Source organism: Streptomyces sp. CWNU-52B (assembly GCF_047444975.1).
Taxonomy (GTDB): Bacteria; Actinomycetota; Actinomycetes; order Streptomycetales; family Streptomycetaceae; genus Streptomyces.
This window is the reverse complement of the sequence record NZ_JBLFJV010000011.1, coordinates 1-22,727: the sequence shown is the minus strand read 5'-3', so window position 1 is coordinate 22,727 and position 22,727 is coordinate 1. Positions and strand designations below refer to the sequence as shown.

The window sequence follows — 22,727 nt, the reverse complement described above, 5'->3', positions numbered from 1 at the left end:
GTACGGGCCGAGCACAGCCCCGCCGACAAGCCCCGTGGGGTCCGCCGCCGCGTCGCTGTGGCGACCCTGAGGTACTGATCCTCGGCTTGCCGGTCGTCGGCCGGCCCCGTCAGCCCTGGGCCAGGCGTGCCACCGGCTGCCACTTCTCCCAGGTCGCCAGGCGGCTCTCGTAGTCGGCCTTGGCGATGTCCAGCGGGCCCGCGCCGAAGAAGCAGCGCAGCGGTGGCTCGGCGGCGTCCACGATCTCCATCAGGGCCGCGGCGGAGGCGTTCGGGTCGCCGGGCGTGCCGATGCGCTTGCGGCGCTCCTCCTGCACCCGCTCGTGCAGCTCCGCGTACGCCGGAAGGGGCTCGGACGTGCTCGACGAGGAGCCGGCCCAGTCGGTGGCGAAGCCCCCGGGCTCGATCAGGGTCACCTTGATCCCGAACGGCGCGACCTCCTGGGCGAGCGCCTGGCTGATCCCCTCCAGCGCCCACTTCGACGCGTGGTAGATGCCGACCAGCGGGAACGCGCTGATCCCGCCGATCGACGAGACCTGCAGGATGTGGCCGCCGCGCTGCTCGCGCAGGAACGGCAGGGCGGCCTGGGTGACCCAGAGCGCCCCGAACAGGTTGGTCTCCACCTGCGCGCGGGCCTCCGACTCGGAGATCTCCTCCACGAAGCCGAAGTGGCCGTAGCCGGCGTTGTTCACCACCACGTCGAGGCGGCCGAACCGCTCGTGCGCCTGCCGCACCGCGGCGAAGTCGGCCTCGCGGTCCGTGACGTCGAGCCGCAGGGGCAGGAACCGTTCACCGTAGGTCGCGACCAGGTCGTCCAACGTGGACAGGTCACGTGCCGTCGCGGCCACGCTGTCGCCGCGTTCCAGCGCGGCGATCGCCCACTCCCGCCCGAAGCCGCGGGACGCGCCGGTGATGAACCAGAACTTCTGTGCCATGGCGTGCTCCTCAGGGAACTCCTCGCCCGCTCCGTCATGCGGTACCGCATGACGGAGCGGAGCCTATGGACTCCAGCACACACCTTCGAGTGCGCTCCAAGGCAAGTCGAGGCCCCCTGAAGAGGCCGTTCAGCGGAGGGAAACCCTCAGTCGTAGAACCTGACGTGGTCGAACTCCGCGGTCACCCCTTCGCCGGCCAGGGAGACCAGGCCGATCCGTGGATCGTCGCCGGCCGGCAGACTCCAGACGCCGCCCCAGATGTACTTCTTCCCGTCGCGGCTGGTCGCCGCCTGGTACATGTGCTCACCGGTCCGCGGATCGACGGTGTGCCGCATACGCAGCCACATGGTGTCGGCCGACGGGCCGATCTGCATCTCCGGCCACGAGTCCCGGTCGCGGCCGATCCACAGGAACACCTGGCGGGAGGGCCCGGTGCGGGTCGGTGCCAGGTGGACGGAGTCCGCGGGGCTGCGGAAGGCGATGAGCCCCGCCTGACTCCGGCCGTCGGGAGCGTCGGTGATCGGGAAGCGCAGCTTGGCCTCCGCGGTGTAGGTCCCCTTCGGGGCGTCACGGAGCAGGGCGGAGGCCATCGTCCCGGTGCCGGAGAAGTCGGCGTCCTGGGTGGGCCACACGTACTTCCCGTCGGCCACCTGTCCGTCGGACGGCCCGAACCACTCCCAGCCGTCCAGTGTGTCGTCCGTGAAGTCCTCCCGGTAGGACGTCAGCTCCTTGCCGACCTTCGGGTCGGGCTTCTTCCTCGTCACCGGGGTGTAGAGCCGGGTGACCCCGACGTTGTCGACCTCTCCCGAGCCGTGGCGCGACGCCGTGCCGCCACGGCGCCATGTGTCGGGGACGTCCACCTCGATCTCCGCCAGCGGCATCCCGAGCATCGCCGAGCTGATCTCCACCCGGGCCCGGCCGTCGCGGATCTCGGCGTTCAGCGAGTGCCAGGTCCGTACGTCGACACCGGGGTGCAGTCGCTCCGTCCAGGTCTTCCGCACCTTGCCGCCACGGGTCAGCTCGACCGTGAGGGCCCGATCGGAGTCCACCCAGGCGATCAGGTGGTCCCGGGCTCCCCCGGCTGCGAGGACCAGCCCGACACCGCCGCGGTCGTCACGCAGCCGTACGTCGGCCTCCAGCCGCACGTCCCCCTTCGGGGCGCGGCTCGGGATCAGCAGCTGCGGGGCCGAGCGGGCGCCGGTGGCTCGCGCGGCCTGCTGGGCTCGCGGAGCTTGCGCGTAACGGCCCGAGTCCGGGTCGGTCCCCTCCTTCCAGGCACCCGTGCCCAGGGTCCGGAAGCCGCCGAGTCCGGCCTCGAAGTCGCTGCCCTCGTCCCACCGCGCGACCGGCGCGGTCTGTACGCCCTCACTGGTCCAGGCCCCGGCGCGTACGGTCGGCCATCCGTCGATCCAGTCGAGGCGGTCCATGACCGTGGGGCGCCCGCCCCAGTCCGGGTCCGTCTCGAAGCGGTCGAAGCCGTTGGTGAGGATCCACTCCTGGCCCGACTTGTCCACCACGTCGGCCGAGTGCCCGGTGGCCACCCACTTGTTGCCGTTGGGCGAGTTGACGATCGTCCCGCCCGGGTGCAGGTCGGCCAGACCCACGTTCTCGGCGTCGACGAACGGTCCCGTCGGGCTCTTCGACCGCCCGACGAACACGGGGTACGCGCCCTTGTCCCGGGCGCAGCAGCCCAGCCCGGAGTAGAAGAGGTAGTACCAGCCGTCGCGCTTCGTCACGTACGCCGCCTCGCCGCGGCGGGCGCCGACCACCTGGACCGGTTCGCCGGCCGGCGCCGTGCCCTCGGCGTCGAGCCGTACCGCCTGGATGCCCCCGTCGCGGAACGAGCCGTAGTAGAGGTACTTCTCCCCGTCCGTGTCGACGAACACCGACGGGTCGATCTGATTGACCTGCTTGCCGTACGGCAGGACCGGGCGGCCGATGTCCTTCCACGGTCCGGCGGGGTGGTCGGCGGTGGCCAGGGCGATGGTGTTGTCGTCGTTCCCGGCGACCGAGTAGTACAGGTAGTACTTGCCGTTGATGTAGCGGATGTCGGGCGCCCAGTAGTAGGTGCTCCCGAAGTCGCGCCACTCCGGATGGTTGGCCGGGCTGAACACGTCGCCGACGTACGTCCAGTTCACCAGGTCCGACGAGCGGGTGATCGGCATGAAGCGCTGGGAGTTCCAGGGGCCGCCGGCGTTCTCCCTGGTCATGGACGTCTGGCTCGCGTAGGCGTACCAGTAGCCGTCCTTCCCGCGGATGATCGACGGGTCGGAGTAGGCGTCGGCGATGTCGTCCATGACGTGGTTCGTGTACGTCCCGGGACGGTCGTCCGGGTCTGCGGCGGCCGGCGGCGCGCCGGATCCCATCAGGCCGATCGCCATGACCGTCGCGACCGGTCCCGAGACCGGCCCCCTGACCCGTCTGCGCCGTTCCCTCGTCACCGTCTCCGAGTCGGTCGTCGGTCGTGCCATGTGTGGTGATCTCCTTACGCGAACTGAGGGACTCGAGTTACGGGGCACACGTCACGCTCGGACGACCACCACGGCGCCGATCCGCCACAGGCCGTTCAACTTCGAACCCGTGATGTCCAGTTCGGCGGTGCGGCCGGACGCGCCGCCGTCCAACCCGAAGGAGAACCAGCGGAAGACGCGCGCGGGCAGGGTGGCGGCACCGGAGCTCGCCAGGACGGTGCCGTTCTCGGAGATGGTGGTGATCGCGGACTCGGCCACCATGTCTCCGGTCAGGACCCACACGGTGTGCTCGCCGGCCGGCACCCGCAGGCCGATCGCGAAGTCCTTGATCTTCTGGGTGACGAAGTCGCGCCGCAGGGCGTCGCCCGTGCCCCGGTCGCGGTTGTCGGGGCGCTCCTTGGTCCAGCCGTAGCCGCGCTCGTCGTCGTACCGGTCCTCGGCGGTGAGCCGGGTCCAGCCGGGGACGAGGGGGCTGCCGTCCGGTCCCGCGTCGAGTGCCAGTACGGCGTCGTCCGCGTGCGGGGCGGTCGCCACCGGCACCGACCGGCCGCGCTCGACCGGCTCGTCCCCGCTGTCGACGCGGATGCCCACGGTGGCGAACCCGGGTGTCGGTTCCGGGGTCGCGGTGACCGTCAGCTCCGCCTCCGCGCCCGCCGCCACGGTCACGGTGCGCGGGGTGGTCTCCCAGCCGTCCGGGACGGTGAGTTCGGCGGTGACCTCGCGGGGCGTGTCACCGGTGTTGCGGACCAGCAGTGTGACCTCGCCCGGCCGGCCGGTCCACCAGACCTGTTCGGTGGTCGCCTTCAGCACCAGCAGGGACGGCTCCGGCAGTGACTCGTCGGGAAGGGCCAGCGCGTTCAGCCGCCAGGGCCCGCCCGCGCCGGTGAAGGTCAGGTCCTGGGTGCGCCCCGAAACGCCGCCGTCCAGCGGCAGTTCCAGCCAGGTGAACGTACCGCCGGTCTGGCGTGGGCTGGTCGCGACCGTCGTACCGTCCACCGCGACCCCGGTGGGCGAGGCGGTCGCGTCGGTGTCGCCGACGAGCGCGTACGCGATGTGCCGGCCTGCGGGCACGGCGACGCGCAGCACCCGGGAACGGTCGTGGTGGAGCATGTCGCGGATCAGCGGTTCGCCGCCGCGGTCCCGTCCGGTGGGCCGCTCCCCCACCCAGCCGAAGCCGGCCTGCGCCGACCAGGCGGACGACGGCTTCAGGGGGGTGTACCCGGGCATCGGCACACCGTCGTCCGGTCCGGCGTTCAGGGCCAGTCGGCAGCGGGCGCCGTCCGGCGCGACCACCAGGTCGGGGACCGCTCCGTCCAGGCGGGTGAGGTTCGGTGACACGTCGATGTCCGACGGTACGACGGTGCCGGTCAGCGGCGGGGCGACCGGCAGTTCGAGTGCGGCGGTCGCGGTGCCTGCGGCCTCGCCCGTGGCGGGCTCGGAGGTCCACCGCCCGTTCGGTGGGCTCAGCCGCACCGTCAGCCGGTGCCGGTCCGGCGAGGCGTTGGTGACGGTGACCGGCAGCAGGTTCGGCCTGCCGCCGAGCAGCACGCGCTGTGCGCCCAGGGCGACCTGGAACCACGTACGCCGTTCGTCGACGCGTCGGCTGTAGTCGAAGAAGAAGCCGACGACGGTGTCCCGCCACAGCCGGGCGTGCTCCACCTGCGCCGTGAAGGAGGCTTCGATGTCGTCGTGGCGCCGCCCGTCCACGCGTCCGGCGAGCGTGCGCCAGGCGAGGAGGAACCGCTCGGCCTCCTCGACGCCCCGGAAGTGGGTGTCGTAGATGTGCTGGACGACCGTGGAGCCGGAGCGCAGGCGGTGGTCGTAGCGGACCCGGTGCATGAACAGCAGCAGCTCGTCCGGGCAGGTGTCCGGGGATTCGTAGACGTCCTGCCAGGCTTTCGGGTACAGCCCGGCGAAGCCGCTTCCGGTGGCCGCGGTGCGGTCGAAGCCGGTGCCCTCGGGGGTGGTGTGGTGGGACTGGAAGAGCGTCGCCTTCGGGTTCGGCTCGAAGTGGTCGCCGCCGGGGTTGGTGAAGTACCCGAGTCCCAGCGGGGAGGAGTACGCCTCGTACGCCTCCCTGGAACCGGCCAGGATGTCGACGACGACGCCGGTCACCTTCGGGTCGGTGCCGAAGGTCAGGCGCACCCATTCCGCGGCCAGGTCCCGGGGGTCGGCGTCGGTGTCCCAGCACATGCGGCCGAAGGCGTAGGTGTTGGCCGCCCCCAGTTGGTAGCCGGTCCAGTCGCGGTCGGCGCCGAAGTTGCTGACGCCCGCGATGCCGGTACTCGGCTCACCTTCCCGCAGCGACCCCGCCGAGAGGATCTCCGCCACGGTCGGTCCGGTGGCCGGTCCCTGGGTCGGGAAGCTCAGGACCTCGCGCCACATCGGCGCCAGGTAGTCGGTGTGCACGGCGTGGCCGGTGTACTCCTGGGTCAGCTGGAGTTCGGCCATCTGGTGGGTGCGCCGCATCCGTCCGAACAGCGGGTGCACCGGTTCGCGGACCTGGAAGTCGATGGGCCCGTATTTCGTCTGCAGGACGACGTTGTCGTCGAAGGCGCCGTCCAGGGGCGCGAAGGTCCGGTACTGGTACTCCGCCCAGTCGCTGAAGTCCTCGTGGACGAAGCTGCGCCAGACGATCTTCCCGCCGTACGGACGGACCGCTCTGGCCAGCATGTTGGCGCCCTCGGCATGGGTACGGCCGTAGTCCAGCGGGCCGGGTCTGCCCTCGGAGTTCGCCTTGACCAGGAACCCGCCGAACCCGTCCAGCTTGGAGAAGATCTCGTCGGCCTTCGCGCTCCACCACCGCTGGACGCGTGGATCGGCGGGGTCGGCCGTCGTGATCGGGTCCTCGTCGCCGGCGGTCAGCACGAGGGGGCTCGCGTAGTTCACCGAGAGCCACAGGGAGATGCCCCACGAGTGGAAGAGGGCCGCCAGGGGGGCCAGCTTGTCCAGCATGCCGCCGGTGACGAAGTCCGCGTCGGCGTTCACGTTGTTGATGACCGAGGCGTTGATGCCGATGGAGGCCATCGCCCGCGCGTAGTCGACGTGCCGGTCGGAGATCTCGGGCAGGTCGTCCCAGCCGAAGACCGTCGTACCGGCGTATCCGCGCTCGATCGAACCGTCGCGGTTGTCCCAGTGGTTCATCATCCGCAGCCCGACGGCCGGGTTCTGCCGGCTCGACACCTTCGCCAGCGGTGTCCCGAGCTGCACCTGCCGGATGAAGTGGAACACCCCGCTGAGCACTCCGCGTTCGGTGCGCCCCGCGATGAGGATCCGCCGGCGTCCGTCGCGCGCCCGCACCGACTTGACCACGAACCCCTGCTCGCTGAGCCGGAAGTCCCGGTCCTCGTCCACGTGGGAGCGCAGCAGCGACGAGTCCCGCACCAGGCCGACGACGATCGCGGCCCTGGCCGGGCGGGCACCGGCGGGAGCCGCACCGGTGAGTCCTTCGACCGCCCGCCGCAGTTCGGACTCGGCGTTCTCCAGCACCGGGCCGTCGCCGAGCCGGGCGATGCTCGTCAGACTCCGCCGGTACTCCGCGAGGCGGCCGGGATCGGCCACGAGCGGGTAGCGCAGCCACAGTTCGTAGCCGTCCTCGTCGACCAGCCGCGCGGCCGAAGGAGCCGAAGTGGCCGAAGAGCGCGAGGCTGCCGTGGCGGCGGACGCGGTGGGAGCGGCCCACGGGGTGGCCGCCGCGGCGAACGCCAGAGCCGAGGCCTGCAACAGACGTCTCCGCCCGAGTGGATGCTGCACCATCGCAGTGGGCCTCCTCCGTCGGTGATTCCAACGTTTACCGCGGCAGAGCTTCCACGCCGCACCGCCTCACTGTCAACGGAACGTGCAGCAACTCGTGTTGTCGTGTTCGGGCGCGGATCCACGCCCCGGACCTCTGGGCCCGCCCAGGACGGCGAGGAGGGACTGCACGGGAGGAGCATCCGGGCGACCCGCCCTACCTGCGGTTATCCGTTCACACGGAGGTGACGTGGGCACCGTGGGGCGGCACACCGGAAATCCGGCCGACGCCGGTCCTCGGCGCCCCCGCGCGACACTTCTGTCCGCCGAAGGGTTGACGTGCACAGAAAGCGGTTGTTACAACGTTGGACTTACGGGCAACGGCACCCGGTGCGGCAGACCGCGCGTCGACGTTCCGCCCTGCCCGACTCCTGAAGGGGGCGCGGAGCACGACGCCGGCGCGAGGGCGGCGCCCAGTACTGCAGCCAACCACCCGTGATGGAGCGTGACATGACCCCTGTCCCCAACCGCCGTGCCGTCCTCGGCGCCACCGCCGGCGCCGTCCTCACCGGGGCCCTCGCGGCACCCGCCGCCGCGTCCGCCGGCTCAGCTGCGTCCGCCGGCTCCGCCGCGCCGCCCGGCCACGTCACGATCGCCTCGCCGGACGGCCGGCTGCGGATGACCGTGCGGGTGACGGACGGACGGCTGCGTTACGAGGTCGCACGACGCGGCAAGGTCCTGGTGTCGTCCTCGGGGCTCGGGCTCGACCTGGCGGACCGGCCCCCGCTCACCGGCGGACTGGTGCTGGAGTCCGTGCGGCGCAGAACCGTGGACGAGAGATGGCGGCCGGTGTGGGGGCCCGACGCGGTCGTCCGCAACCACGCGCGGGAAGCCGTACTGCGGACCGTGCAACCGGCGACCGGACTACGGCTCGACCTGATCGTGCGGGTCTTCGACGACGGCGTCGGCTTCCGCTACCGCCTGCCGGCCCAGGCCGGGCTCGACAGCTACACCGTGACCGCCGAGCGGACCGAGTTCGCCCTGCCGCCGACCGCCACGAGCTGGTCGCTGGCGGCGGGCACCGACTGGAACGCCGACGAGAAGCACTACCGGCGGCTCGCGCTGGCGGACGTGAAGACCGCGCAGACCCCGCTGTCGCTGGCCACCGCGGACGGCGCGTACGTCGTGGTGCACGAGGCCGCGCTGATCGACTACCCGAGCATGACCCTCGCCGCCGACAGCGGCAGGCCCGGCACCCTCACCAGTGAGCTGATCAGCCTTCCCGACGGCGCGAAGGCCCACCTCGAAGGCGAATTCGCCACCCCGTGGCGCACCTTGGTCATCGGCGGCCGGCCCGGTGAACTCGCCGAATCGCATCTCATCGAGAACCTCAACGAGCCGTGCGCGCTCTCCGACACGTCGTGGGTCTCACCCGGCACGTACGTCGGTGTCTGGTGGGAACTGCAGCGCCGGCACACGACCTGGACCGAAGGCCCCAAGCACGGCGCCACGACGGAGCGGGTCAAGCGCTACATCGACCTCGCCAGGGAGGCGGGCGCGACGTCCGTACTCGCCGAGGGCTGGAACACCAACTCCGGTGGCAGCTGGACCGGTCAGGACTTCCTCACCCCGCGCGCCGACTTCGACCTGCCCGAGGTCCTGCGCTACGCACGGGCCAACGGTGTCGGGTTCACCGCGCACAACGAGACACGAGGCTTCGTCGACTACTACGAGCAGAACCTGGAGACGATCTTCTCGCGGTACGCGGAGCTGGGCATCCACTCCGTCAAGACCGGCTACGCCACCAAGTTCGTGCTGGGCGGGGTGAACCGCAGCCACTTCGACCAGGAGGCGGTGCGTCACTACCAGCGGGTCGTCGAGACGGCCGCCCGTCACCAGATCATGATCGTCGCGCACGAGGCCATCAAGCCGACCGGTCTCGGCCGCACCTTCCCGAACATGATGACCGGCGAGGGCGTCGCCGGCATGGAACAGCAGAACTACATGGGCAAGCTCGGCAACCCGCCGGAGCAGGCCACCGTTCTGCCGTTCACCAGGTTCATGGGCGGGCCCGCCGACTACACCCCGGGGGTGCTCGCCGTGACCTGGGACCCGGCCGGGCTCGGGACCCGGGTGCAGACGACGTCGGCCGCGCAACTCGCCCTGTACTCGGTGTTCTTCAGCCCGTTGCAGATGCTGGCCGACACCCCGGAGAACTACCACGCCCACCCCGGGTTCGCCTATCTCAAGGACATGCCCGCCAGCTGGGACGAGACCCGCTTCCTGGACTGCGTGATCGGCGACTACACGGTGGCGGCCCGCCGCAAGGGCCACACCTGGTACCTCGGCGCCATCACCGACGAGAACGACCGGACGCTGCGGCTGCCGCTGCGGTTCCTGGGCCGGGGCCGGTACACGGCCGAGATCTACAGCGACGCCGCGGACACCAGCTGGCACGACAATCCCCTGCCGATCGACATCCGGACCGAGACGGTGCGCGCGTCCACCGTGCTGAAGCTGAGGCTGCCCGCGGGCGGGGGCACCGCGATCCGCTTCCGCCCCGGGGTGCGCTGACCGCCTGCGACCGGTCGACCGCCTGGGCCCGGTCTACTGCCCGTGCACCATCGGCTGCCCGCGCTCCGTCGACTGCCCGTGCTCCGTCGGGCGTCGGGCTCGCCGTTCCCGGGCCGACAACCCAAGAACTGCGCGTCGGGGCGTCGGGGCGTCGGGGCGTCGGGGCGTCGGGGCGTCGGGGCGTCGGGGCGTCGGGGCGTCGGGGCGTCGGGGCGTCGGGGCGTCGGGGCGTCGGGGCGTCGGGGCCAGCGGACACCCGGCGCCGACGGATCGTCAAGTCGCGGTCGCCGGCGGCGGTGCGGCCGTGGGGCGGCGCGGGTGTGCGCGACGGCTTCCGGTCGCCGCCGTGGCGGGTCCCGGACGCGACCAGTACGACGACGGCGGCACCCCGCCGGAGCGGGCTCCGCCGCTCACCGGGACAGGCGCCGCCGCACCCCGTCCGTGGACTCCCGCACCTCCAGCCAGTGCGGAGCCTTGTACACCTCGAACGACGTCCGCTCCTCCGAACGGATGCGGGCCGCCAGGCACTTCACGGCCAAGGAGGCGATCGCGGCCTTGTCGGGGACCACGGAGGTGAGGGAGGGCGTGCTGTAGAGCGCCTCCTCGGAGCCGTCCACGCCCGCCACGGCGACATCGCCGGGAACGCTCAAGCCCGCTTCGTACAAGGCGTGCTGGGCACCGACGGCCAGCATGTCGCTGAAGCAGAAGACCGCGTCGGGCCGCTCCTCGGCCGGCAGCGTGAGAAGGCTGCGCATCGCCAGCAGTCCGTTGCTGCGGTCGAACTCCTTGACCCGTGCCGCGAGACGCGGGTCGTAGGTCAGCCCGGCCTCGTGCAGCCCCTGCTGGAAGCCCTCCAGCCGCTGCCGGCTGGTCGCCGACTGCGGCTGGTCCACGCCGATGGCGCCGATCCGCGTACGGCCCAGGCCGGCCAGGTGCGCGGCGACGTCACGGGCCGCGGCGACGTTGTCGATGAGGACGTGGTCGGCCACGACGTGATCGTGCTCGTAGCTGCGCTCGCCGAGCAGGACCAGCGGGAACTCGTCGGCGACGGGCGCGAGGTCGGTGGGCGACACATGCAGGGGCGAGAGGATCACGCCGTCCAGCAGCGACGCGTGGACGCCGGTCGCCAGCCGCAGTTCCTCCCTGGCGTCCCCCAGCGTCTCCTCGATCAGCACCGTGAAGCCCTGGGCCGACGCCTCCGCCCCCACGTGGTGCGCCAGCTCGGCGAAGTAGGGCGTGGCGAGGTCCGGGACCGCGAGGGCGATCAGACCGCTGCGGCCGGTCCGCAGCCGGCGCGCCGAGGGGTTCGGCCGGTAGCCGAGCTCGGTCACTGCCTGCATCACGCGTGTCCGGGTGCTGTCGGACACCCGCGGGGCGCCGCGTACAACGTTGGAAACGGTCTTCATCGACACCCCCGCGCGTTGCGCCACTTCCTTGAGTGTCACTGCCGCCACCGACGAGCCCCCATAAGCATAGTTTTCCTCGATTATGCACGCCCCTGCCCCGCGTGTCAGCACCGACCCCGTCGAGAAAGCGCTCTCTTCCAAGGGGTTGACCTCGGGGATACGCGGCGGTTACAACGTTGGAACCGACCGATCAGAACCGGCCGCGCCACACACCGGGGCCGGCCGCCGCACATCGAGGCCGTCCGCGCTGCCCGCGGTGGGGCCCGTCCGCCCGCCCGCCCGACTGTCCATCTGTCGTCTGTCTGTCTGTCTCTTGAGAGGGTCCGCATGTCCGCGAACCGTTCGTACACCCCGCTGCGCACCGCCGTGGTCGGCACGGGAGGCATCGCGCGTTCCAGCCACCTCCCCGCGCTGCGGACCCTGGCCGACGAGGGCGCGGTGGAGATCGTGGCAGCGGTCGACGTCGACCCGGTCGCGGCACGCGCCCTCGCCGACGAGACGGGGATCGCGTACACGTCCACGGATCTCGGCGCGATGCTCGCCGAGATCCGGCCGGACCTGGTGGTGCTGTGCACGCCGCCCGCCGTGCACCGGGAGCAGACCGTGGCGGCGCTCACGGCCGGGGCCTGGGTGTGGAGCGAGAAACCGCCGTGCCCGTCGCTGGCGGACTTCGACGCCATGGAGGCCGCGGAGAAGGGCGGCGACGCGGATCCGTACGCCTCCATCGTCTTCCAGCACCGCTTCGGCTCCGGCGCGCGGCACATCCGCGGTCTGCTGCGGGCGGGCGCGTTCGGCCGGCGGCTGGTCGCCCACTGCCAGACGACCTGGTACCGGGACCGCGCCTACTACGCCGTGCCGTGGCGGGGCCGCTGGGCGACCGAGGGCGGCGGCCCCGCGATGGGGCACGGCATCCACCAGACCGACCTGCTCCTCGACCTGATGGGCCCGTGGGCCGAGGTGCGCGGCATGGCCGCCCGGCTCGTGCACGACGTGGAGACCGAGGACGTGTCCACCGCGCAGGTCCGCTTCGCCGACGGGGCCGTCGCCACCGTCGTCAACAGCGTGCTGAGCCCGGACGAGGTCAGCCGTATCCGCATCGACTGCGAGCTGGCCACCATCGAGCTGACCCACCTGTACGGCTACCGCAACGCGGACTGGCGCATCACCCCCGCGCCCGGGGTTCCCGAGGAGACGGTGGCGGCCTGGCGCGACTTCGGCACCGACCTGCCCAGCTCGCACCTGGCCCAACTGCGCGTCCTGGTCGACGACATCAGGAACGGCCGGCGCCACGCGACCAGCGGCTCGGGCGGCCGGCAGACGCTGGAGTTCATCACCGCCGTGTACAAGTCCGCGTTCACCGACACGACCGTACGGGCCGGCGACATCGGTCCCGGTGACCCGTACTACACCGAGCTGCACGGCGGCGCCCCAGGCTGGGCGCCGGCCGGCCCGCGCAAGGAAGAGGATCACGCATGACGCTCTCGCTGACCCACGCCCACGGTGACCGCATCACCGTGGCCCACGAGGCGACCGGTACCGAGCTGTTCTCCTACGTGTACCGTCCGGAAGCCGCCTGGGAGGCACCCAAGCCGTACCTGCACCCGATCCGGACCCTGTCCGGCGGGCTCGTCACCGACTACCGCCCCAACGACCACCGGTGGCACAAGGGGCTGCAGCTGACGGCGTCCCATCTGTCGGGGCAGAACCTGTGGGGCGGCAACACCTATGTGCACGGCGAGGGGTACCTCCCGCTGGCCGAGAAGGTCGGCTCGATGGCCCATGTGGGCTTCGAGGAGGTCACGGCCTCCGAGGACCGCGTCGTCATCGCCGAGCGGCTGACCTGGCACCCGCACGACGGCACGCTGTGGGCCGAGGAGGAGCGCCGCATCGAGGTGACCGACGTCGACCCCGAGGCCGGCAGCTGGGCCTTCACCTGGACGTCGGCGGTGACCAACCGGCGTACCGAGCCGCTGCGGTTCGGCAGCCCCACCACCCATGGCCGCCCCGCCGCCGGTTACACCGGGCTGTTCTGGCGCGGCCCGCGCGCCTTCCGCGACGGCCAGGTCTTCATCTCGGAAGCAGCCGAAGCAGCCGAGTCCGCCGAGTCCGCCGTCGAGGGTGACCTGATGGGCAGCCAGGCCCCCTGGCTGGCGTACGTCGGTGAGCACGACGGACGGGACGGCCACGCCACCCTCGTCTTCGAGCACGCGCCGGCCAACGACCACGCGGGCGAGAAGGGGACGCACCCGGCGCACTGGTTCGTACGCAGCGACCCGTTCGCCGCGGTCGCGCCGTCCTGGGCGTTCCACGAGGAGCTGGTCCTCTCCCCCGGCGACACCCTCGCCCGGAGCTACCGCGTCCTCGTCGCCGACGGCGCCTGGGACCGCGAGCGGATCGCCGCGCACCTGGCGGGGCTGGCATGGTGAGCGTGGCGAGCGGAACGTACGGCGGCTTCCCGGCGGCGGTCGGCGTGTCCCGGCTGACCGTGTACGACTGGCCGACCGTCGAGGGCCTGCCCGGCGGCGGCACCCCGCACCTTCACCTCACGTGCAGCGAGGGGTACGTGGTGACGGCGGGCCGGGGCGCGGTGCAGACCCTCACCGCCTCGGGCTGTCAGGAGACGGCGCTGGAACCTGGCACCGTGGCCTGGTTCACGCCGGGCACGATCCATCGGCTGATCAACGACGGGGGCCTGGAGATCACCGTCGTGATGCAGAACAGCGGTCTGCCCGAGGCGGGCGACGCGGTGCTCACCCTGCCGCCGGACCGCCTCGTCGACGCGGACACGTACGCCGAGGCGATCCGTATCCCGTCCGACGTCCCCGAGGCCGAGCAGGTACGGATCGCGCGCGCCCGCCGCGACCTGGCGACCCGGCGCTTCCTGGAGCTGCGCGAGGCCTTCGAGGCCGGTGATCCGGAGCCGCTCGCGGCGTTCCGGCGGGCCGCCGCCGAGTTGGTGCGGCCCCGCCTCGACGACTGGGAGCAGCGGTGGCGCGACGGTGCGCACGCCGCCGCGGAGGCGACCCGCGCGCAGTTCGACGCGCTGCGCGGCAAGGACGAGGCCGCCTATCTGGCCGAGGCCGGGGTGGCCGCGACCGGACCCACCGCACGCGGCCGTTTCGGCATGTGCGGCCGGCTGGCCGTCTACCCGGGCATCTGACTCCCCTCGGTGGATGCCGGATCCGGGCCTGGATCCGGCATCCACCGCCACCGCCACCGCCGACGCCGACCCCGCCCATGTCCATGTCCATGTCCATGTCCATGTCCATTGTCTCTTCCCATCTCTGGAAGGCCCCCATGCCCGAGCCCCGAAGCAGTGGCCGGCGCCGACACCCAGGCCGCCGGGCCGTCCTGGCAGCGGCCGCCGTCGGTCTCAGCACCGCTCTGACGGCCTCGCTCTCCGCGTGTTCCGCCGAGAGCGGCACCGCGTCAGGCGGCGTCACCCTCACCTTCACCTGGTGGGGCAACGACGACCGTGCCGAGCGCACCAAAGAGGCCGTACGGCTCTTCGAGAAGGAACACCCCGGCATCACCGTCCGCACCTCCAACGCGGACTTCGGCTCGTACATGCAGAAGCTCGCCACCCAGGCCGCGGGCGGTGGCATTCCCGACGTGGCCCAGCTGGACTACCGGCAGATCTCCCAGTACTCGGGAGGCGGCGCGCTCCTGCCGCTGGGCGACGCCGTCGCGGACGGCTCGATCCGCACGTCCGAGATCGACAAGGACTTCCTGCACACCGGCACCTACCAGGGCGAGCAGTACGCGGTGCCGATGGGCCGCGGGATCACCGGATACGCGTACGACGCCGCCGTCTACAAGAAGGCGGGCATCGCCACGCCCCGGCCCGACTGGACCTGGGACGACTGGGCGGACGCCAACCGGAAGATCGCCGACCTGGGTCTGAAGTCCCCGGACGGACGCCCCAAGGCGGGCGCCAACGACAACGGGGTCAACGAGGACATCTTCGAGGACTGGCTGCGCAGCCGCGGCGGGCAGCTCTACGCGAGCCAGACGAAGCTCGGCTTCACCGAGGACGACCTCACCGAGTTCTGGACGTTCAGCGACAAGCTCCGCAGGGAGGGCGCCACCGCGCAGGCCAAGGACACGTCGCAGGCGATCACCACGGAGACCAGCCCCATGGGCCGCGGGCTCGCCGCCGCCGACTTCACCTGGGACGCGCCCTTCCCCGGCTACACGGCGCTCATGGGCGACCAGATCCACTACGCGCCGGTCCCCACGACCGACGGGAAGCAGGGCGCGTACTTCAAGCCCTCGATGCTGGTGGGCGTCGGGGCCAACACGCCGCACCCCGAGGAGGCGACCGCGCTGGTCGACTTCCTCGTCAACGACCCACGGGCCGGCGCCGTCCTCGGCTTCAGCCGGTCGACACCGCCGAACCGGAAGATCGCCGCCACCGTCGCCAAGACCCTCGAAGGAGCGGAGCGGGAGATCTACGAGTACTCGCTGACGATGGAGAAGTACGGCCTGGACGCCCCGCCGACCGCACCCCCGCGGGGCGATGTCGCGATCCAGACCGCCTTCAAGCGTGCGTACCAGCGCGTCATGTACGACCTGGCCTCTCCGCGGCAGGCGGCGCGCGAACTCATCGACGAGGCCAAGAGGGAGCTGCGGTCATGAGCACAGTGTCGACCAGGGCGCCCGCGAGCGCCCGGCGCGCGACGACATCGGAAGCGCCGGCCGGGCGCCGGCGCCCGCGGCGTGAACAGCAGTGGCCCGCCTTCGTGTTCCTCACGCCGTGGATGCTCGGCGCGATCGTGCTCACGCTGGTGCCGATGGCCGTGTCGCTGTACCTGTCGTTCACGGACTACAACCTGTTCGACCCGCCGCAGTGGGTGGGGCTGCGCAACTACAAGGAGATGCTGACCGAGGACCCCCGGTTCTGGCGGTCGGTGGGCACCACGCTGCTGTACGTCGTTCTCGCCGTGCCGCTCAAGCTGCTGCTCGCGCTCGGGGCGGCGATGCTGCTGAAGAACCTCGGCCGCGGCCGTGCCTTCTACCGCTCCGCCTTCTACGCGCCCTCGCTGCTCGGGGCGAGCATGACGATCGCCCTGGTGTGGCGGGCGCTGTTCAACGACGGCGGCACCGTCCCCGATCTGCTGAGCACCCTCGGCATCGGCGGCGGCGCAGGCTGGATCGGCAACCCCGACCTGTCGGTGTTCGTGGTCGTCCTGCTGACGGTGTGGCAGTTCGGCGCCCCCATGGTGATCTTCCTCGCGGGGCTGATGCAGATCTCGCCCGACCTCTACGAGGCGGCGGCGCTGGACGGCGCGGGCCGCTGGCGGCAGTTCGTCTCCGTCACGGTGCCGATGCTGTCCCCGGTCGTCTTCTTCAACCTGGTGCTGGAGATGATCCAGTCCTTCCAGGTGTTCACCCCGGCCTACGCGATCAGCGGCGGTGACGGCGGCCCCGCCGACTCGACGATGTTCTACACGCTGTACCTGTACGAGCGCGGCTTCACCGCCTCCCACATGGGCTACGCGGCGGCCATGGCCTGGCTGCTGCTGATCGCCATCGGCGTCATCACGCTGATCCTGTTCAGGACGTCCCGGTCCTGGGTCTTCTACGCGGACGAGGAGGGACGATGAACCTGACTGCCAAGCGATGGCTGCCGCACACGATCGCGGTCGTGGGCCTGCTCGTCCTGCTGTACCCCCTGGCGTGGCTGCTCGCCACGTCGCTCAAGCCGGCCGACCAGGTGGTGACCAGCCTCGACCTGTGGCCGAGCCATCTGGAGTGGTCCAACTACACGACCGCGATGGACGGCGTCTCGGACGTCTCGGTGACCCGGCTCCTCTGGAACACCGTGCTGATCGCGGGCGGCGCCGTCATCGGCAACGTCCTGTCGTGCTCCCTGGCCGCCTACGCGTTCGCCCGGCTGCGCTTCCGGATGAGCAAGGTGATGTTCGCCTTCATGGTGGCCACGCTGATGCTGCCGCACCATGTGGTGCTGATCCCGCAGTACATCATCTTCAACCAGCTCGGCATGGTGGACACGTACTGGCCGCTGATCCTGCCCAAGTTCCTCGCCACGGAGGCGTTCTTCGTCTTCCTCATCGTGCAGTTCATGCGGGGGCTGCCGCGTGAGCTGGAGGAGTCGGCCCGTATCGACGGCTGCGGCCCGTTCCGTACGTACTGGGCCATCACGCTGCCGCTGACCCGGCCGGCGCTGATCACCACGGCGATCTTCACGTTCATCTGGACGTGGAACGACTTCTTCACGCAGATGATCTATCTGTTCGCGCCGGAGAAGTTCACCATCACGGTGGCCCTGCGCAGCTTCGTCGACCAGTCCAGCACCTCCGCGTACGGGCCCATGTTCGCGATGTCGGTGATCTCGGTGCTGCCGATCGTGCTGTTCTTCTTCGTGTTCCAGCGCTATCTGGTGCAGGGCATGGCGACCTCCGGACTGAAGGGCTGAGGCGGCGACATGGCACACGCACCCACGCTGCCGCCCAGCGACCGCCGGGAACCCGGCGAGGTCTTCGGATCCGGCTTCACCCTCTTCGCCGACATGCTGCTCGTCGGCCTGCTCACGGGTGTCGCCTGTCTGCCCGTCGTCACGATTCCGGCCGCCTTCTCCGCCGCGTCGGCGACCCTCCGGGACACGGCGGGCGACGGCGCACAGGCCGGCGCCCGGGTGTACCTCGGCCACCTGCGGGCCCACCTGACGGTACGGGCGCTGGCCGCGGGGCTGGTCCCGCCGCTGCTCGTCGTCGTCCTGCTGGTCGACGCCGCGCTGGTGCGCAGCGCACTGCCGGGCGCGGCCGTGATGGCACCCGCCCTAACCCTGACGACCCTGGGCGCCATGGTCGTGGGGCTGCGTGCCACGGCACTGGACGCCCCGTACCGGCTGTCGGCCCGCGAGGCTCTGGTCCGGTCGGTGGCCGACCGGCGCGGCACGCTCCTCCTGGCCGGCGCGATCGTCCTGGCCGTGCTGCTGGCCTGGTCGATACCGCTGCTCCTGCCGCTGCTGCCGGGGCCGTTGGCGTTCGCCGCGACGGTGGTGGACCTCCGCGGCACGGCGGTCGACCTCCCCGGCGCGGGGGACCGCCCACCGCCCGGCTGACCCCGTCACTCGCCCCGGCCTCCTTCCCTCTCCCTCCCCCCACTTGTTCACGCCCCGTCCCCACCCCCACCCCCTATGCACGCCCCACCGGAGATCTCGCATGCCCCACACCCATCTGGACGCCGCAGGCCACCCGAGGCCGCAGATCGTCCGGGATCCCGACTGGCACGACCTGAGCGGTCCGTGGCGGTTCGCCCACGACGACGAGGATCGCGGCCGGTCCGACCGCTGGATGGATCCGCGCACCACCGAGCCCTTCGCCTCGACCATCACGGTCCCGTATCCCCCGGAGTCGGCGGCCTCGGGCATCGGGGACACCGGGTTCCACCCCGTGCTCTGGTACCGGCGCACGATCGACGTGACCGCGCCGGCTGCGGGCCGGCGTCTCCTGCTGCACTTCGGGGCGGTCGACCACCGGGCCGACGTCTGGCTGAACGGTCATCCGGTCGGCCGTCACGAGGGCGGCCACACGGGCTTCACCTGCGATCTCACCGACGCCGTCACGCGGGATGGGGAACAGGTGCTCGTCGTCCGGGTCGAGGACCAGCCGCTCGACGCCACACAGCCCCGCGGCAAGCAGGACTGGCGCCGGGACCCGCACGCCATCTGGTACCACCGCACCTCCGGCATCTGGCAGCCGGTGTGGTGGGAGGAGGTGCCCGAGCAGCATGTGGCGTCGCTGCACTGGACACCCGACGTCGCCCATGCCCGGGTCCGCTGCGAGGTGCGCCTCGCCACGTGGCCGCGGCGGCCTCTCGCGGTGACGGTGCGCCTGGCTCTGGCGGACCGGGTGCTCGCCGAGCAGCGGGTACTGGCCGACGGTCAGGAGACGGTGTTCGACATCTCGGTGCCGGCGCTGCGTCACGGGCAGGCCCTGGAGGAGCTGCTCTGGAGCCCGGAGCACCCGCATCTGGTGGACGCGACGGTGGTACTGAGCGACGCGGCGGACGACGACGGCGGTGCAGGCACGGCGGTGGTCGGCGGTGCCGGCACTCCGGTGGTCGACCGTGTCACGTCCTACCTGGGACTGCGCGACGTCGGCTGGGACAGCGGACGCTTCCTGCTCAACCACAAGCCGTACTTCCTGCGGTTCGCGCTGCAGCAGGGGTACTGGCCCGGGTCCCACCTGTCCGCGTCCGCCGACGAGTTGCGCCGCGACGCCGAACTCGCCAAGGAGGCCGGGCTCAACGGGCTGCGCATCCACCAGAAGCTGGAGGACCCCCGCTTCCTCTACTGGGCCGACCGGCTCGGCCTGCTGCTGTGGGAGGAGATGCCCTCGGCCTACACGTTCGGCACGACGACGGTGCGGCGGGTGGTCGCCGAGTGGACCGAGGCGATCTCCCGCGACCTCAGCCATCCCTCGATCGTCGCCTGGGTGCCGGTCAACGAGTCCTGGTCCGTCCCGAACCCCGCGCTCGTCCCCGAACAGCGCCACTTCATGGATGCCCTGTACCACCTGACCAAGACCCTGGACCCGTCCCGCCCCGCGGTCTCCAACGACGGGTGGGAGATATCCGCGGCCGACATCTGGGGCGTCCACGACTACACGCAGCGCGCGGAGGTGCTGCGCGAACGCTACGGCCACGCCTCGCTGCGCCGCGGCGAACTCACCGATCCGTGGCCCGGCGCGAAACGGCTCCTCCTGGACGGCGTACGTCACCAGGGCCAGCCGGTCGTGCTCAGCGAGTTCGGCGGGGCCACCTTCGAACCGGCCGAGGGCGCCGAGTGGTTCGGCTACGACACCGTCGCCACGAAGGAGGAGTTCACCGACCGGCTGGCCGACCTGGTGGGCGCCGCGGTGGACTCCGGCCTCGCGGGCTTCTGCTTCACCCAGTTCACGGACACGGAGCAGGAGATCAACGGCCTGTTCACGGCGGACCGCAGGCCCAAGATCCCGGTGGCGGAGATGCGGGCCATTCTCGGGCGGGTTCAGCGGGGGTGAGTGGGGTGAGTGAGGTGTGATCCGGCGGAGGTCGGGTCTCATGCCGCCCAGCCGGGGAATCCCTGGGCGGCCCAGCCCGTGGCCCACCGCGTGGCGAGCGGAGCCCGGCCCGTCCTGGGACGGTCCACCGGCCTGGCGCGTGCCAGCAGGACCGTGAGCAGGGCCGACAGTTCGGCGTCGGTGGGGTGGCCCCGTACCACCCGGACGGTGTGGCCGGCGGGGCTCACTGCGGCGGGTTCCCGTGCTTGCGTGACGGGTGCGTCACGTGCTTGCGGCGCAGCATCCGCAGAGCGCCGATGAGGCGGGAGCGAGTCTCGGCAGGGTCGATCACGTCGTCGACGAGGCCACGTTCCGCCGCGTAGTAGGGGTGCATGAGTTCACTGCGGTACTCCTTGACGAGCCGTTCGCGGGTGGCCCCCGGATCGTCGGAGGCGGCGATCTCCCGGCGGAAGACCACGTTGGCCGCGCCTTCGGCACCCATGACCGCGATCTCGTTGGCAGGCCAGGCGAACGACATGTCGCAGCCGATGGAGCGGGAGTCCATGACGATGTACGCGCCGCCGTACGCCTTGCGCAGGATGAGCTGTACCCGGGGCACGGTGGCGTCGCAGTAGGCGTACAGCAACTTCGCGCCGTGCCGGATGATCCCGCCGTGCTCCTGGTCGACACCCGGCAGGAAGCCGGGGACGTCGACGAGTGTGACGAGCGGAATGTTGAACGCGTCGCAGAACCGTACGAACCGGGCCGCCTTCTCGGAGGCGTGGATGTCGAGCACCCCGGCCTGCGTCGTGGGCTGGTTGGCGACGACACCGGTGACCTCACCGCCGAGCCGAGCCAGTCCGCACACCATGTTGGCCGCCCAGTGCTCGTGGACCTCGAACAGGTTGCCGTCGTCGACGATCTCCTCGATCACGGCGCGCATGTCGTACGAGGCACGGGAGTCGGCCGGCACGAGGTCCAGCAGCGGCTCGGTGCGGCGGTCCGCCGGGTCCGACTCGGGCAGCGCGGGCGGGAGTTCGCGGTTGTTGGCGGGCAGGAACGACAGCAGGAACCCGACGTGCTCCAGGCACTCCTCCTCGTCGTCGAAGACCGCGTGGGCCACGCCCGAGGTCATGGCGTGCGGATCGGCGCCACCGAGCTGTTCCATGGTGATCTCCTCGCCGGTCACCGCCTGGACGACATCGGGCCCGGTGATGAACATCTGTGACGTGCCGCGCACCATGAAGACGAAGTCGGTGAGCGCGGGAGAGTAGGCGGCACCCCCGGCACAGGGGCCCATGACGACACTGATCTGGGGGATCACCCCGGAGTTGCGGACGTTGCGGGCGAAGATTCCGCCGTAGCCCGCGAGCGCGGTGACACCTTCCTGGATGCGGGCGCCCGCACCGTCGCACAGACCGATGAGCGGGGCACCCGTCGCCGAAGCCAGATCCATCAGTTTGTGGATCTTCTGCGCGTGCGCCTCGCCCAACGCTCCGCCGAAGATCCGGAAGTCGTGTGCGTAGGCGAAGACCGTACGGCCGTGCACCGTCCCCCAGCCGGTCACCACCCCGTCGGTGTGCGGGCGCCGGCCCTCCATCCCGAAACCGGCGGCACGATGCCTGCGAAGGCCCTCGGTCTCGGTGAACGTGCCCTTGTCGAAGAGGATGTCGAGTCGCTCGCGCGCGGTCAGCTTCCCTTTCGCGTGCTGCGCCCGTGTCGCCCGTCCGTCCGGACCGCGGCGCACCGCCTCACGCAACTCGTGGAGTTCGGCCGTGCGTTCCCGGAGCGGAAGTGGGTGAAGGTCCATGTGATCCCTTTCTCGGTGCGTCGGCCCCAGGGTGCGCAGTGGGGCTGGAGCGGCGCTGGAAACCGGCTCACGCGCGCCTCGTGCGCCCCCGGCCGGATGCACCGCTTCTTGACCGCCCCTCAAGCACTCGTACCGAAGCTGCAACGGCCGCGATTCCCGAGCGAGGAAGTTGAGGACCGGTGACTGCTGCCTCATCACCCACCGCAGACCCTCCGACGAAAGCGACCACCCCCACGCGCACCGAGCGCCGGCCCCGAGCGGTCATCCGGTTCGCGGGGGACTCGGGTGACGGTATGCAACTCACCGGAGACCGTTTCACCTCCGAGACGGCGTCGTTCGGGAACGACCTTTCGACACTGCCGAACTTCCCCGCCGAGATCCGCGCGCCCGCAGGAACCCTGCCGGGCGTTTCGTCTTTCCAGCTGCATTTCGCCGACCACGACATCCTCACCCCGGGCGACGCACCCGACGTCCTGGTCGCCATGAACCCGGCAGCGCTCAAGGCCAACCTCTCCGACCTGCCACGCGGCGCGCAGATCATCGTGAACACGGACGAGTTCACAAAACGGGCGACGCGGAAGGCGGGGTATGCGACCTCGCCGCTGGAAGACGGTCTCCTCGACGGTTACCGCCTTCATCCGGTGCCGCTGACCACGCTGACCGTCGAGGCGCTCAAGGAGTTCGGGCTCTCCCGCAAGGAGGCGGAGCGCAGTAAGAACATGTTCGCGTTGGGGTTGTTGTCGTGGATGTATCACCGGCCGACGGAGGGGACCGAGTCGTTCTTGTCGGCGA

Annotated in this window: 16 protein-coding genes; 10 read left to right on the top strand and 6 right to left on the bottom strand. The window is 71.2% G+C overall.

Going from position 1 to position 22,727, the window contains the following annotated elements; genetic code table 11:
- Positions 1-109: 109 nt before the first annotated feature.
- The 3 genes from ACLVWQ_RS13240 to ACLVWQ_RS13230 all read right to left on the bottom strand — a co-directional run bounded on the left by ACLVWQ_RS13240 (position 110) and on the right by ACLVWQ_RS13230 (position 7,161).
- Positions 110-934: an SDR family oxidoreductase gene (locus ACLVWQ_RS13240; protein WP_414108685.1), complete on the bottom strand. Its 825-nt coding sequence runs from the start codon at positions 932-934 to the stop codon at positions 110-112.
- A gap of 146 nt (positions 935-1,080) precedes the next feature.
- Positions 1,081-3,405: a family 43 glycosylhydrolase gene (locus ACLVWQ_RS13235; RefSeq protein ID WP_414108684.1), complete on the bottom strand. Its 2,325-nt coding sequence runs from the start codon at positions 3,403-3,405 to the stop codon at positions 1,081-1,083.
- 51 nt (positions 3,406-3,456) lie between these two features.
- The gene (locus tag ACLVWQ_RS13230) at positions 3,457-7,161 is read right to left on the bottom strand and encodes an alpha-glucuronidase family glycosyl hydrolase (protein ID WP_414108683.1); all 3,705 of its coding nucleotides are present in this window, start codon (positions 7,159-7,161) and stop codon (positions 3,457-3,459) included.
- A 486-nt stretch (positions 7,162-7,647) separates the two neighbouring features.
- Here ACLVWQ_RS13230 and ACLVWQ_RS13225 point away from each other — a divergent pair, with 486 nt between their 5' ends.
- A complete protein-coding gene (locus tag ACLVWQ_RS13225) occupies positions 7,648-9,711 on the top strand; it encodes a glycoside hydrolase family 97 protein (protein ID WP_414108681.1) in 2,064 nt (687 codons plus the stop codon).
- 410 nt (positions 9,712-10,121) lie between these two features.
- Here ACLVWQ_RS13225 and ACLVWQ_RS13220 read toward each other — a convergent pair whose 3' ends face one another.
- A complete protein-coding gene (locus tag ACLVWQ_RS13220; RefSeq protein WP_414108680.1) occupies positions 10,122-11,165 on the bottom strand; it encodes a LacI family DNA-binding transcriptional regulator in 1,044 nt (347 codons plus the stop codon).
- A 279-nt stretch (positions 11,166-11,444) separates the two neighbouring features.
- Here ACLVWQ_RS13220 and ACLVWQ_RS13215 point away from each other — a divergent pair, with 279 nt between their 5' ends.
- The 8 genes from ACLVWQ_RS13215 (at position 11,445) to ACLVWQ_RS13180 (ending at position 20,146) form a co-directional block, all read left to right on the top strand.
- Entirely contained in the window at positions 11,445-12,593 is a 1,149-nt protein-coding gene (locus tag ACLVWQ_RS13215) for a Gfo/Idh/MocA family protein (RefSeq protein WP_414108679.1), read from the top strand.
- Positions 12,590-13,543: a PmoA family protein gene (locus ACLVWQ_RS13210; protein WP_414108678.1), complete on the top strand. Its 954-nt coding sequence runs from the start codon at positions 12,590-12,592 to the stop codon at positions 13,541-13,543. The genes ACLVWQ_RS13215 and ACLVWQ_RS13210 overlap by 4 nt, the downstream gene beginning before the upstream one ends.
- Positions 13,537-14,277 (top strand): cupin domain-containing protein, encoded by a 741-nt coding sequence (locus ACLVWQ_RS13205; RefSeq protein WP_414108676.1) that lies wholly within the window; start codon positions 13,537-13,539, stop codon positions 14,275-14,277. The genes ACLVWQ_RS13210 and ACLVWQ_RS13205 overlap by 7 nt, the downstream gene beginning before the upstream one ends.
- A gap of 137 nt (positions 14,278-14,414) precedes the next feature.
- Positions 14,415-15,755 carry an ABC transporter substrate-binding protein gene (locus tag ACLVWQ_RS13200; RefSeq protein WP_414108674.1) on the top strand — a complete coding sequence of 447 codons (1,341 nt, stop codon included), beginning with the start codon at positions 14,415-14,417 and terminating at the stop codon, positions 15,753-15,755.
- Positions 15,752-16,723 carry a carbohydrate ABC transporter permease gene (locus ACLVWQ_RS13195; protein WP_414108672.1) on the top strand — a complete coding sequence of 324 codons (972 nt, stop codon included), beginning with the start codon at positions 15,752-15,754 and terminating at the stop codon, positions 16,721-16,723. Before ACLVWQ_RS13200 ends, ACLVWQ_RS13195 begins: the two co-directional genes overlap by 4 nt.
- Positions 16,720-17,556, top strand: coding sequence for a carbohydrate ABC transporter permease (locus tag ACLVWQ_RS13190; protein ID WP_414108671.1), 837 nt, complete (start codon positions 16,720-16,722; stop codon positions 17,554-17,556). The genes ACLVWQ_RS13195 and ACLVWQ_RS13190 overlap by 4 nt, the downstream gene beginning before the upstream one ends.
- Before the next feature lie 9 nt (positions 17,557-17,565).
- The gene (locus ACLVWQ_RS13185) at positions 17,566-18,204 is read left to right on the top strand and encodes a hypothetical protein (protein ID WP_414108670.1); all 639 of its coding nucleotides are present in this window, start codon (positions 17,566-17,568) and stop codon (positions 18,202-18,204) included.
- Between the two features lie 100 nt (positions 18,205-18,304).
- Positions 18,305-20,146: a sugar-binding domain-containing protein gene (locus ACLVWQ_RS13180; protein WP_414108669.1), complete on the top strand. Its 1,842-nt coding sequence runs from the start codon at positions 18,305-18,307 to the stop codon at positions 20,144-20,146.
- Positions 20,147-20,184: 38 nt separating this feature from the next.
- Here the strand turns inward: ACLVWQ_RS13180 and ACLVWQ_RS13175 are convergent, their stop codons facing one another.
- Positions 20,185-20,373: an acyl-CoA carboxylase epsilon subunit gene (locus tag ACLVWQ_RS13175; RefSeq protein ID WP_414108668.1), complete on the bottom strand. Its 189-nt coding sequence runs from the start codon at positions 20,371-20,373 to the stop codon at positions 20,185-20,187.
- Positions 20,370-21,935, bottom strand: coding sequence for an acyl-CoA carboxylase subunit beta (locus ACLVWQ_RS13170; RefSeq protein WP_414108667.1), 1,566 nt, complete (start codon positions 21,933-21,935; stop codon positions 20,370-20,372). Before ACLVWQ_RS13170 ends, ACLVWQ_RS13175 begins: the two co-directional genes overlap by 4 nt.
- Positions 21,936-22,114: 179 nt before the next feature.
- Here ACLVWQ_RS13170 and ACLVWQ_RS13165 point away from each other — a divergent pair.
- Positions 22,115-22,727, top strand: a 613-nt coding sequence (locus ACLVWQ_RS13165; protein ID WP_414108666.1) for a 2-oxoacid:acceptor oxidoreductase family protein, incomplete at its 3' end; no start/stop codon positions are given.